Below are 12782 nucleotides of genomic sequence, written 5' to 3'. Positions count from 1 at the left end.
CCTGTCAGAACTTATAACCACGGTGCAGCGCCACAACGCCAGCCGTCAGGTTGTAATAATCGACACTTTCGAATCCGGCATCTTGCATCATGGCTTTCAGGGTATCCTGATCGGGATGCATACGGATGGATTCTGCCAGATAACGGTAGCTGTCGGCGTCATTCGCCACCAGCGAGCCAATACGCGGCAACACATGGAAGGAGTAAGCGTCATAAGCTTTGCTTAGCGGCTCGATAATCGGCTTCGAGAACTCAAGCACCAGCAGACGACCGCCGGGTTTCAGCACGCGATACATCGAACGCAGCGCTTTATCTTTGTCAGTGACGTTACGCAGACCAAACGAAATGGTGATGCAATCAAAGGTGTTATCCGGGAACGGTAGAGCCTCGGCATTTGCCTGAACATACTCAACGTTGCCAATCACGCCGATATTACGCAGCTTCTCGCGCCCCATTTTGAGCATGGATTCATTGATATCAGCGAGGACCACTTTGCCAGTTTCACCGACCAGGCGGGAGAATTTCGCCGTCAGATCGCCAGTGCCGCCAGCCAGATCCAGCACGGTCTGCCCACGGCGTACGCCGCTACAATCGATCGTGAATCGCTTCCACAAACGATGAATACCAAAGGACATCAAATCGTTCATGACATCGTATTTCGATGCCACGGAATGGAAAACGTGGGCGACCATGTCCGCTTTTTGTTCCTTCGCGACGGTCTGAAAACCAAAGTGCGTCGTTTCTTGTGACTTATCCACCATCTCAATGCCTGCTCATCAAAAAATTGTTCCAGAAGTGTAACAGATTGGGCGTCGTTGCCCTAGATTTCTACCCGGCTTAGCTACCCCTAATGGGCTAACGCGATTGCTGATTATATTCATCATCACGTTGATAAGCTTCACCATTCGGCTGCTCCGGAACCGACCGCAATCGGTACTCTTCGTCCTGGCTTACCGCCTGATCGGCCAAATCCGGATTAATCTCGCGTTTAATTTCTACCCCTAAACCACGAAACGCTTCTGCCTGCGCCAGCACATTTCCGCGACCTGAAGAAAGTTTTTTCATCGCCTGGCGATAGTTATCCTGCGCTTTATCCAGACTTTGACCAATCGCAGACATATCATCAACAAACAGGCGCATTTTGTCGTACAGCTTGCTGGCACGATCAGCGATTTGCTGAGCGTTACGGCTTTGATGCTCATAACGCCACAGGTTGGCGATAGTACGCAACGCCACCAGCAGCGTGGTGGGGCTAACCAGCATAATATTGTTTTTCAACGCTTCGGTGATTAGCTCCGGCTGCCTGTCCAGCGCTAGTAAGAATGCCGGTTCGACGGGGATAAACATCAGCACGTAATCTAGGGTTCTTAGCCCCGGAAGCTGCTGATAATCTTTACGCCCCAACAAGCGGATATGGTTACGCACCGACGCGATATGTTCCTGCAATGCGCTTTCGCGGGTGTAGTCGTCTTCCGCATTGAAGTAGCGTTCATACGCGACCAGCGTCATTTTGGCGTCGATAACCACATCTTTCCCCTGTGGTAAGCGCACGATGACATCTGGTTGCATCCGCGAGCGGGCGTCATTCTCGATGCTGACCTGGGTTTCATATTCATACCCCTCACGCAACCCGGAAGCCTCCAGTACTCGCGTTAATACCACTTCGCCCCAGTTACCCTGGGTTTTATTGTCGCCTTTTAGCGCCCGTGTCAGGTTGATTGCTTCCTGGGCCATTTGGGCGTTGAGTTGTTGGAGATTGCGAATTTCGTGGGTCAGGGTATGGCGTTCTTGTGCTTCTTTACCAAAACTGTCCTGAACCTGACGGCGAAAACCATCCAGTTGTTCACGCAGCGGCGACAAAAGGCTGTTCAGACTCTGGCGATTTTGTTCATCAACCCGGCGATTGCTGTGTTCAAAAATACGGTTAGCGAGGTTTTCAAACTGCTCGCTTAAACGCTGTTCGCTGTTGATCATCTGGCGAATTTTATCGTCAGCATGTTGCTGTGCGGCCTCCATCCGCGTGGTCACTTCACGCAGATCGGCCTCCAGCGAGGTGTTAATACTTTGCAGGCTGCGCACTTCGTTATTGAGTAGTTCACACTCTTCACGCCAGTGCTCACTTTGGGTAATTTGTTGTTTTGCCGCACTTAACTCCGCAACCATCTCTTCACGTTCGGCTAGTTGCTCGGCTTTTTGCTGTGCATGTTGATAACTGGCAAACAGCCAGCCGATGGCCACACTGACCAGTGCAATAATGGCATAAACAATGATTGAGAAATCCACAAAGCCTCCTGACGCAACAACTTACCCGCACAAAATAGAATTGTGCTGTACAAACGTCCAGTTGGAAAGGCATTTCCTGCGAGGCGCTACGCAAAAATACAAAAGGCCGAACGTATCGGCCTTCAGACAGGAGAAGAGAATTACAGCAGACGACGCGCCGCTTCCACCACGATTTTCACCGCATGGCTTTCGGTTTGTTTCATCGTCTCAGCATTCGGGATCTCTTGCTGGGTGCGGTTAACAATAACGCCAGCTACCATACCGGCACGCAGGCCCTGGCTTGCACACATGGTCAGCAGAGTTGCAGATTCCATCTCATAGTTCATTACGCCCATCGCCTGCCACTCTTCCATAGAGCCTTTAAAGTGACGGACTACACGGCCAGAATAAGTGTCGTAACGTTCCTGGCCCGGGTAGAAAGTGTCAGAAGAGGCAGTCACACCCACGTGAGTGGTTGCACCAATAGACTTCGCTGCTTCAACCAGCGCGGTAGTACATTCGAAATCAGCCACTGCCGGGAATTCCAGCGGTGCGAAATGCAGGCTCGCGCCATCCAGACGAACAGACGCCGTAGTAACCAGTACATCACCAACATTAATATGCGGCTGAATAGCGCCAGTCGTACCGATACGCAGGAAAGTGCGAATGCCAAGCTGTGCCAGTTCTTCAACGGCAATAGAAGTCGACGGACCACCGATACCGGTAGAACAAACGATAACAGGTTTACCATCCAGCTCTGCACGCCAGGTGGTGAATTCGCGGTGAGATGCCAGTTTAACCGGCTTATCCATTAGCGCGGCGATCTTTTCCACACGATCCGGGTCGCCAGGAACGATGGCTAGCGTAGCCCCTTGTAAATCGTTTTTAGTGAGGCCGAGATGAAAAACATCAGACTTGGACATATACAACTCCTCTGTGAATCGGTTTAGTCAGAAGAAGCAAAAAGATACTTTACCGAAGGGATTAACATTTTTTCGTGATAATCATCACTATGATGCAAATGTGTTGCATACATTTACTCATCAAAAGTGACTTAAATCACATAATTTGCTCTTAAGTCAGTAAGGCTGCTTAAAAGATGAGCCATTTGAGGCAATGTGAATTGTTGCACGCTGACTATAGTTAACATTGCGCAAAATTTTCATAAGGGTACGGAGAATCCCATGACAACAACACAACAATCCGGATTTGCACCTGCTGCATCACCCCTCGCCTCAACAATTGTTCATACCCCGGACGATACGATTGTGGCAGGGTTCACCTCTATCCCTTCACAAGGGGATAACATGCCTGCTTATCATGCTCGTCCAAAGCAGAGCGATGGCCCACTACCTGTGGTCATTGTAGTGCAGGAAATTTTTGGTGTGCATGAACATATCCGCGACATTTGTCGCCGTCTGGCGCTGGAGGGGTATCTGGCTATCGCACCAGAGCTTTACTTCCGCGAAGGCGATCCGAATGATTTCACCGACATCCCGACGCTATTAAGTGGTCTGGTAGCAAAAGTACCTGACTCACAGGTGCTTGCCGATCTCGATCACGTCGCCAGTTGGGCGTCACGCAATGGCGGTGATGTGCATCGCTTAATGATCACTGGATTTTGCTGGGGTGGGCGAATCGCCTGGCTGTATGCCGCACATAACCCGCAACTGAAAGCGGCGGTGGCGTGGTATGGCAAACTGACGGGCGACAAAACATTAAATTCACCGAAACAGCCTGTTGATATCGCGACTGACCTTAATGCCCCGGTTCTCGGGTTGTACGGCGGTCAGGATAACAGCATTCCGCAGGAGAGCGTTGAAACCATGCGCCAGGCGCTGCGGGCAGCGAACACGAAAGCGGAGATTATCGTTTACCCGGATGCCGGACATGCATTCAACGCCGATTATCGCCCGAGCTATCATGCCGAGTCTGCGCAAGACGGCTGGCAGCGAATGCTGGAATGGTTTACGCAGTATGGTGTTAAAAAGTAACGCCATTGCCGCTAAATCTGATGATTAAGCTCACACAATTTCAACGATTTTTTTAATCTCAAAAACATACAGCATCAAAAAATTTGTTGCTGTATGCCACTATTTGACCCCCTTCACATTCGTCATCACACCACCTGCTGAATGCAAAAATTTCGTTGCTGTGCGGCAAACTTTTTTCCTGTTTTATACCGCTTTTCTCCTGAATACTCGCTCTCAGAACAACCGGATCGTTTAAACATCAGACAGGAGATTTACCATGACGCAATCCATTTTTCAGGCCCAACCCTTTGAATTACCTTTTGATCCGTGTACGACTGCACTGGTCATGATCGACATGCAGCGTGACTTTGTCGAGGCAGGAGGCTTCGGTGAGGCATTGGGTAATGATGTTTCGCTGGTTCGCACGGCTATCGCGCCATGTACAGAGGTGCTGGCAGCCGCACGTCAGAAAGGAATTATGGTTATTCATACCCGTGAAGGCCATCGCGCTGACTTAAGCGACTGCCCACCAGCCAAACTGACACGCGGTGGTAAAACCTTTATTGGTGAACCAGGACCGATGGGACGCATTCTGGTCAGAGGTGAAGCAGGTCATGACATCATTCCTGAACTGTACCCGGTAGCAGGCGAACCGGTGATTGATAAACCTGGCAAAGGCGCTTTTTATCAAACCGACTTACATCTGATTTTGCAAAACCACGGTATCAAGACGCTGATTGTTTGTGGTGTGACTACCGAAGTTTGCGTAACCACCACCGTGCGCGAAGCAAATGACCGTGGCTATGAATGCATCATCCCGGAAGATTGTGTTGGCTCCTATTTCCCGGAATTCCAGAAATACGCCCTGGAAATGATCAAAGCACAAGGTGCCATTTTCGGTTGGGTAACTGATTCCAAAGCCATTATTGCAGGTCTGGAAGGCTAACACCGATGGTACAGGTTACGCTTTGCGCATCGTCGTTGGGGTATCTTTTTCCGCGGAATGAAACGCAAAATTTACGTCTGCATAGTGCTTTTAAGCATGCGGTAAATCTGTCTTCAGAAGCGGGAACATTCATCACCCTGCTGTGTGCGCAAACGTATCTGAATCTCCCTGATGCCGCCAGAGTCATCCTGCCTGAGCGTTGGGACTGGCGAAGAGAGATCGCCCGTTCAGATCCTGTTCAGTTAACCCCTGGCTTGCTACAAACACCTCGCTTTTACGTGGTGCTTCATAACACAACACTCTGGCAGCCGCCATTTGTGGGGGGAATGTTGACACTTGAGGCGTTCCCTTTGGTTTTACAGCACTACCCAACAATGGCATCGCAACGGCTTTTATTTTGTCTGGAGCATAACGTTCAAAGCACATTGCACCTGCCGGATAGCCTCATGCACGAGGGATTAGAGATTATGGAACATCCAGATGCGCTGGAACGCCAAGTGCCACAACTGATCGGCTTTGGCAAAGGCTTAACGCCCGATGGTGATGACTATTTGCTGGGCTATCTGGCGGCGCTCTGGTTATGGCAACTACCTGCACCACTTGCCGATCATCAATACCGGTTGCAGCAGGCAATTAACCAACATGCACACAACACCACGGATATTAGTCGTCATTATCTGGAGCGTGCACTTCAGGGACATTTTTCAGAACCGATTTGCCAGTTACTCGCACAACTGGTTGGGGGCGCATCGGCAATGACCATCGCATCTTATGCTGAACGGGTCATGCAATTTGGCGCAACGTCAGGAGTGGACTGCCTTGCAGGAATGCTGCATGGCTTTCGAACCCTGAACACCATGAATTGATTTCAACCTTTTCTCCCGTAGCCCGTTTATGGCGCTACACGGGGATGCTTTGCCCGAATTTTGCTATCGGGCGGAATGAAACAGGCATAACAGCATGAAAGTTAAATATAAAGTTTTCAGCAATCTTTATCAGGACTCAGTGTCTCTGATGCAGATTTCCGCGCAAATCAGCAAGTTGCCCGGTATTCAACAGGCCTCGGTCGTCATGGGAACGCCCAATAATCTCGAACAATTGCGCGATGCGGGTCTGGGCGACGAAATCAACGCCAGCCCCAATGATTTAGTGATCGCGGTTATGGGTGAAGAAGAGATTTGCAATGAAGCACTGGTGCTGGCCCAACAACGTCTGACCAGCAAGCCTGATGATGAAACGGATAGTGGCATTAAAACACCGGAAAAGGTCAGTCTGGAAATGGCACTGGAAGCCGAACCCGAAGCCAACCTGGCTCTCATTTCTGTACCGGGAGACTACGCCGCCGCCGAAGCGATTAAAGCGTTAAACCTCGGAATGAACGTGATGATGTTCAGCGATAACGTCAGTATCGAGCAGGAAAAATCCATCAAAACTCTAGCCCGGGAACGTCAGCGCATCGTAATGGGGCCGGACTGTGGAACCGCCATTGTTAACGGAATTCCGTTAGGCTTCGCCAATGTGGTGAAACGCGGAGCAATTGGTGTTATCGGTGCATCCGGCACCGGGTTACAGGAAGTGACTTGCCGAATCGACCGGCTCGGAGCAGGCATTTCTCAGGCTCTGGGAACAGGTGGGCATGATCTCCGTGAAGAGATTGGTGGAATATCGATGCTCTTTGCTTTAGATGCACTGGCGCAAGATGATGAAACGCGCGTGATTGTGCTGATTTCAAAACCGCCGTCACCCATCGTTGCCCAAAATATTCTGGAGCGTGCCGAGGCTTGTGGAAAACCCGTGGTAGTGAATTTCCTCGGTGCAAATCCGCACGATCTGGCACGCCCCAATATCACCGCTGCCACCACGCTGGCCAGCGCTGCGGATATCGCCGTGGCGTTGCTAAATGCTCAGCCTCTTCCGGCTGTTGAGACAGAGGTTTCCTCTGCCGACCTCGCAATGTTAGAACACGCCAGCCAACATCTGTCAGCCCATCGCCAGGCGATACGCGGAGTTTTCGCCGGAGGAACCTTCTGTTACGAAGCGCAACTTATCTGCCAACAAAAGGGATTCAGCGCAGCCTCCAATACGCCAGTTGCGGGTAATCGCACACTGGCAAATATCTGGCAAAGCGAAGAACACACGCTGATCGATATGGGCGACGATGATTTCACCCGTGGCAAACCGCATCCAATGATCGACCCGACTCTGCGCAATCAACGTCTGCTCAACGAACTCAACGACTCACACACTGCCGTCGTGTTATTCGACCTGGTACTTGGTTATGGCGCTTCCGCTATGCCTGCCAGCGAATTACTGGAGCAACTTTCACACATCAACATGAATAACGCACCGTTGCTGATTGCGCACGTTTGCGGAACAGAAGCTGATCCACAAGTACGCAGCCAACAGATAAGTGCGCTGCAAAACGCAGGCGTCATCATCGCCGGCAGTAATGCACAGGCGGCGCTATGGGCCAGCACCGTTGCGCAGACTCAGTTGCAGAAAAAGGGGCTAAACGCATGAACACCTTATTTAATCAGCCTTTGAAGGTCGTGAACGCGGGACTACACAGTTTTGCTGACAATATTCAACACGCCGGGGGAAGCGCAATTGCCCTCAACTGGCAGCCACCAGCACAAGGCGATATTGACGCTGGATTGGATCTGGCATCGTTGCTACGTCATCCACTGGTAGAAAATGCCAACCAAATCGCCATGACACGTTATCTCGAAGCACAACCTGTGCTGGTGGATGTCATGCTCGCTAAAGAGGCCATTCCAGCAATGGCTGAACAAAAACGTATTTTGCACTCTGGTCCGCCGATTGCCTGGGAAGAGATGTGTGGTCCGGTAAAAGGAGCGATTATTGGTGCCATGCTGTACGAAGGTTGGGCCACCAACCAGCAAGATGCAGAAAACCAGATAACCGCAGGCGATATCGACCTTGCCCCTTGTCATCATTATCACGCGGTTGGCCCAATGGCAGGCATCATCAGCCCGTCAATGCCGTTATGGGTGGTAGAAAACAAAACCAACGGCCACCGTACTTTTAGCAATTTCAATGAAGGTCTGGGTAAGGTTCTCCGTTTTGGTGCCAATAACGACGAAGTTCTCAATCGTCTGGCCTGGATGCGCGATGAGCTGGCTCCGGCAATGAAAGCAGCAATCGCACAACACGGCGAGCTGGAACTCAAGCCATTAATGGCGCAGGCGCTGCATATGGGGGATGAAGTTCATAATCGCAATGCCGCTGCTACCGGTTTGCTGATTAAGCGTCTTCTTCCGGCATTGCTGGCCAGCTCTCTTCCACAAGAACATATCCAGCGCGCCGTGGCATTTATCACCAGTAACGATCACTTCTTCCTTAATCTGTCGATGGCTGCCTGCAAAGCGATGATGGATGCCGCCGCCAATGTACCGTTCAGTTCAATAGTTACGGTAATGGCGCGTAACGGGGTGAATTTTGGTATTCGGCTTTCCGGTACTGGCGATCGCTGGTTCCAGGCTCCCGCCAATGCAGTTGAAGGTCTGTTCTTCCCCGGATTTGGCGTTGACGACGCCGCTGCTGACCTGGGCGATAGCGCAATTACCGAAACCGCAGGTGTGGGTGGCTTCGCGATGGCGTCATCTCCGGCGATCGTCAAATTTGTGGGAGGCACCCCTGCCGATGCCACCAATAACAGCCGCCGGATGCAGGCAATCACCCTCGGCGGCAATCCCGCATTTACACTTCCGGCTCTCAATTTTGCCCCCACCGCAGCAGGGATTGATGCGCGTAAAGTGACCGACCGCGGCATTTTACCGGTCATCAATACGGGTATCGCCCACAAACAAGCGGGGGTCGGGCAAATTGGTGCCGGGATCACCACTGCGCCAATGGCCTGTTTTGTCGCCGCTGTACGTGCACTGGCTGAGATCGTCGCAAAGGAGAATCATCATGGTTAAGCCTCTGGCTGTTGTCGCGGTTGGCGGCAATGCGCTCATCCAAGACGATCAGCACAATAGTATCCCCGATCAATATGTTGCAGTGATGGAAAGCGTGCAGCATATCGTTGATATGGTTGAAGCCGGATGGGATCTGGTGCTAACCCACGGTAATGGGCCGCAGGTGGGCTTTATTCTGCGCCGCTCAGAACTTGCCAGTAACGAAGTTTCTCCGGTTCCGCTTGATTACGCCGTGGGTGATACACAAGGTGCTATTGGCTACATGTTCCAGAAGGCACTGCATAACGAACTGGCTCGCCGTGGCATAAACAAACCGGTAATTGCGCTGGTGACACAAACGCGAGTCAACCCACATGACGATGCTTTCACCAGCCCCAGTAAACCGATTGGCGCATTTCTCGATGAAGTAACGGCTCAACAACGCCAACAACAACTCGGCTGGACTCTGATGGAGGATGCCGGGCGCGGATGGCGGCGTACGGTTCCCTCTCCTGCGCCACTGGAAATTATTGAACATGGCACCATCGCTCATCTGGTGCGCCAGGGATATCTGGTCATTGCCTGCGGCGGTGGTGGTATTCCGGTGGTGCGAGACGGGCAACAACTGAAAGGTGTGGAAGCTGTGATCGATAAAGATCTGGCCTCCGCGCTGCTCGCCAGTCAGTTGGCCGCGGATCTACTGGTGATCCCCACCGGTGTAGAAAAAGTGGCGATTAACTTTGGTACACCACAACAACAGTGGCTCGATGCTATCAGCGTTGCCGAAGCACAAACGCTGTTGCGGGAAGGTCAATTTGGTATCGGCAGTATGCAACCAAAAGTGGAAGCCATTGTTGATTTCATCAATACCAGCCTGCAACAAGGCAAACAGGCCAGCGGCCTGATTACTTCACCGCAAACCATAAAAGCAGCCCTTTCGCATCAGAGCGGCACATGGATAACCCTTTAATTCTCTGGAGAACTCAATGACTACAACACTTTTAGCCGTTAACGGAACGCTGATGCGCGGCCTGGAACTCAACCCAAATATGCAAAAAGCGGGCGGCATTTTTGTCCGTGAAGACCGAACTGACGCCCATTACCGGTTGTGGAGTATTGACGATCGCCATCCGGGAATGATTCGCGTGAATGAAGGGGGAACACACGTCGACGTAGAAATTTGGCAACTGCCACTGGCCAGTTTTGCCGCTCTATTAATGAGCGAACCTGCCGGACTGGCAATTGGCAAAATCAAACTTGCCGATGGTAGCGAAGTGCTGGGCGTACTGGCAGAAAACTGGCTGACGGAAGGCCAACGGGAAATTACAGAACTGGGTAGCTGGCGCAAATACACCGGGCATTTTCATACTGTGTAACGCGCATTTATAAAGGGAACATACTATGCGTAAAAAAGAAGAGAATCTGAATACGGCATCAGGATTGCGTATTGCCATGATTTTGCTGGGTATTGCCGTCACACCTGTGCTGTTGTCATCCTCAAGCCTCGGCAATCAACTTTCCAGCGGCAGTTTAATTAGCGTCGTATTGTTAGGCGGCGTCATTCTGACCTTACTTTCTACCATCACCATTAGCGTTGGAGAAAAAGCCCGCCTGCCAACGTATGGCATTGTGAAATATTCGTTTGGCGAAAAAGGGGCCATTGCCATTAACATTTTGATGGCGATAAGTCTGTTCGGCTGGATTGCCGTTACCGCCAATATGTTTGGTCATTCGGTACATGACTTACTGGCCCAGCATGGGCTGGAAGTTCCACTGGCACTGTTAGTGGCGCTTGGTTGTGTCATTTTTGTCGCCTCTACGGCATTTGGTTTTGCCGTTCTGGGAAAAATTGCCCAGATTGCCGTGCCGGTTATCGCGCTGGTGCTGTGTTACATCCTCTATGTGGCAACCCATACCGAAGTAGTAGCACCAGCAGCGATAGTGGAGATGAATACGGGTGTCGCCGTTTCCACCGTTGTTGGTACGATTATTGTACTGGTTGCCACACTGCCTGATTTCGGTAGCTTTGTGCATAACCGCAAACATGCGCTGATTGCCGCAGGCGTGACGTTTCTGGTTGCCTACCCTCTGCTCTACTGGGCGGGTGCAACGCCGAGCGCCATTAGCGGTCAGGGATCTTTACTGGGTGCAATGGCGGTATTCGGTGCGGTTCTGCCCGCGGCGCTGTTATTGATTTTCGCCTGCGTCACCGGTAACGCGGGCAATATGTTCCAGGGCACGCTGGTGGTTTCCACGCTGCTTACCCGCTTTCCAAAATGGCAGATTACCGTGGCGCTGGGTATCCTTTCCGCCATCGTAGGCAGTCTGGATATTATGGCGTGGTTTATTCCGTTTCTGCTGTTCCTCGGTATCGCCACGCCACCCGTTGCCGGAATTTATATCGCTGACTTTTTCCTTTATCGCCGTAATGGCTATCAAGAGTCAGTATTAGCCCAGGAGTCACAGATTAAAGTGCTGACATTCGCAGCCTGGATCATAGGCGCTGCGGTTGGCTTTATGACGGTAAAAGGCTTATTCACCCTGACGACGATCCCTTCGGTGGACTCTATTCTGGTGGCATGCATCGCGTATGCGATTCTCAGTCGGGTAAGTCAACACCGCTAATTCCTGGGTATACTCAAGCAATGATTACGGCTGAATCTGGAGTGATTCAGCCACTTTACCACTGACCAGGGAGCCTTATGTTCATCTCAGACGAAACGCTTCGTGTTATTCATCTGGTCGCCAGACACCAGAGCATTACCACCGCAGCCGAGCAGTTAAATAAAGTTCCTTCCGCCATCAGCTACACCATTAAGAAAGCGGAAGAGAGTCTGGGCGTTGAACTGTTCATTCGTAAGGGACGCTATATTGAATTATCTCCGGCCGGGAGTTACTTCATCGAACATAGCAAAACTATTCTGGGCGACCTGGAAGCATTAAAGCGCAACACAGTGCTGATTCACGATGGTATTGAACGTGAACTGACAATTGCGGTGAACAATATTATTCCTGGTGATTTGCTGGTGGCATTCATTCGAGATTTTGAACGGCAATTCACATCAACAACACTGACAGTAGATCTTGAGGTATACAACGGCTGCTGGGATGCGCTGTACAGTAAGCGTGCCGATCTGGTCTACGGTGCTCCTCATGCAGTGCCAAGCAGTGAAGGCATCATTAGCGAACCGGTCGGACAAATGGAATGGGATTTTGTCGTCAGCCCACTCCACCCACTGGCGACGAAGCGGCATCCATTAGAAAACAGTGAATTGCGTCATTATCCGGCGGTTTGTATCCGCGATACCTCCGTTAATTTCCCCCCGATGCAAGCCTGGCTACTGGAAGGACAAAAACCCATTTTTGTTCCTGACTTCACTACGGCAATCGCCTTAATAGAACAAAACGTCGGTATTGGTTATATTCCACATCATCTGGCATTGCCGTTATTAAATAGCGGTAAATTACTGAAAAAGCCGATGCGCGAACATAAACACGCCACCAAGTTATTTCTTGCCGCTCGTTCCGATGGTATGGGCAAAGCCTGTCAGTGGTGCATTGAGTATTTAAGAAATCCGCAATTAATTTTCTGCTCCTGAAGATCCACTTAATACCAGGCACATATAGCAAAATGGCTTCCAGTGCTGGAAGCCATCATCGTACTGCAATTTACTCGTTAATA

At 51.0% G+C, this 12782-nt stretch carries 12 protein-coding genes; 9 read left to right on the top strand and 3 right to left on the bottom strand.

Features of this window, described 5'->3' with window-relative positions; genetic code table 11:
• Positions 1-4: 4 nt before the first annotated feature.
• From ubiE to udp, 3 genes are all read right to left on the bottom strand, one after another.
• Complete coding sequence (gene ubiE / locus A1WG_RS12680) at positions 5-760, bottom strand: bifunctional demethylmenaquinone methyltransferase/2-methoxy-6-polyprenyl-1,4-benzoquinol methylase UbiE (protein WP_000227958.1); 756 nt, start codon at positions 758-760, stop codon at positions 5-7.
• Positions 761-854: 94 nt separating this feature from the next.
• Positions 855-2282, bottom strand: coding sequence for a DNA recombination protein RmuC (gene rmuC / locus A1WG_RS12685; RefSeq protein WP_000347690.1), 1428 nt, complete (start codon positions 2280-2282; stop codon positions 855-857).
• Positions 2283-2422: 140 nt separating this feature from the next.
• On the bottom strand, positions 2423-3184 hold the full coding sequence (gene udp / locus A1WG_RS12690) for a uridine phosphorylase (RefSeq protein WP_000045177.1): 762 nt from the start codon (positions 3182-3184) through the stop codon (positions 2423-2425).
• Between the two features lie 261 nt (positions 3185-3445).
• Here udp and A1WG_RS12695 point away from each other — a divergent pair, with 261 nt between their 5' ends.
• The 9 genes from A1WG_RS12695 (at position 3446) to A1WG_RS12735 (ending at position 12699) form a co-directional block, all read left to right on the top strand.
• The gene (locus tag A1WG_RS12695) at positions 3446-4255 is read left to right on the top strand and encodes a dienelactone hydrolase family protein (protein WP_001517369.1); all 810 of its coding nucleotides are present in this window, start codon (positions 3446-3448) and stop codon (positions 4253-4255) included.
• A 256-nt stretch (positions 4256-4511) separates the two neighbouring features.
• Positions 4512-5180, top strand: coding sequence for a cysteine hydrolase family protein (locus A1WG_RS12700; RefSeq protein ID WP_001517370.1), 669 nt, complete (start codon positions 4512-4514; stop codon positions 5178-5180).
• Between the two features lie 5 nt (positions 5181-5185).
• Complete coding sequence (locus A1WG_RS12705; protein ID WP_001517371.1) at positions 5186-6046, top strand: oxamate carbamoyltransferase subunit AllH family protein; 861 nt, start codon at positions 5186-5188, stop codon at positions 6044-6046.
• Between the two features lie 94 nt (positions 6047-6140).
• Positions 6141-7700: an acyl-CoA synthetase FdrA gene (gene fdrA / locus A1WG_RS12710; RefSeq protein WP_001517372.1), complete on the top strand. Its 1560-nt coding sequence runs from the start codon at positions 6141-6143 to the stop codon at positions 7698-7700.
• Entirely contained in the window at positions 7697-9121 is a 1425-nt protein-coding gene (locus A1WG_RS12715; protein WP_024191923.1) for a YlbE family protein, read from the top strand. Before fdrA ends, A1WG_RS12715 begins: the two co-directional genes overlap by 4 nt.
• Positions 9114-10070, top strand: coding sequence for a carbamate kinase (gene arcC, locus A1WG_RS12720; protein ID WP_000240541.1), 957 nt, complete (start codon positions 9114-9116; stop codon positions 10068-10070). The genes A1WG_RS12715 and arcC overlap by 8 nt, the downstream gene beginning before the upstream one ends.
• 16 nt (positions 10071-10086) lie before the next feature.
• Positions 10087-10476 carry an allophanate hydrolase-related protein gene (locus A1WG_RS12725; protein ID WP_001517374.1) on the top strand — a complete coding sequence of 130 codons (390 nt, stop codon included), beginning with the start codon at positions 10087-10089 and terminating at the stop codon, positions 10474-10476.
• A 25-nt stretch (positions 10477-10501) separates the two neighbouring features.
• A complete protein-coding gene (locus A1WG_RS12730; protein WP_001517375.1) occupies positions 10502-11725 on the top strand; it encodes a cytosine permease in 1224 nt (407 codons plus the stop codon).
• A gap of 77 nt (positions 11726-11802) precedes the next feature.
• Positions 11803-12699 carry a LysR substrate-binding domain-containing protein gene (locus A1WG_RS12735; RefSeq protein ID WP_001517376.1) on the top strand — a complete coding sequence of 299 codons (897 nt, stop codon included), beginning with the start codon at positions 11803-11805 and terminating at the stop codon, positions 12697-12699.
• Positions 12700-12782: the final 83 nt, after the last annotated feature.

Source organism: Escherichia sp. KTE96 (genome assembly GCF_000408525.1).
In the GTDB taxonomy this organism is placed as follows: Bacteria; Pseudomonadota; Gammaproteobacteria; order Enterobacterales; family Enterobacteriaceae; genus Escherichia; species Escherichia marmotae.
The sequence above is the reverse complement of the archived record's forward strand: the minus strand, read 5'-3'. Positions and strand labels throughout refer to the sequence as shown.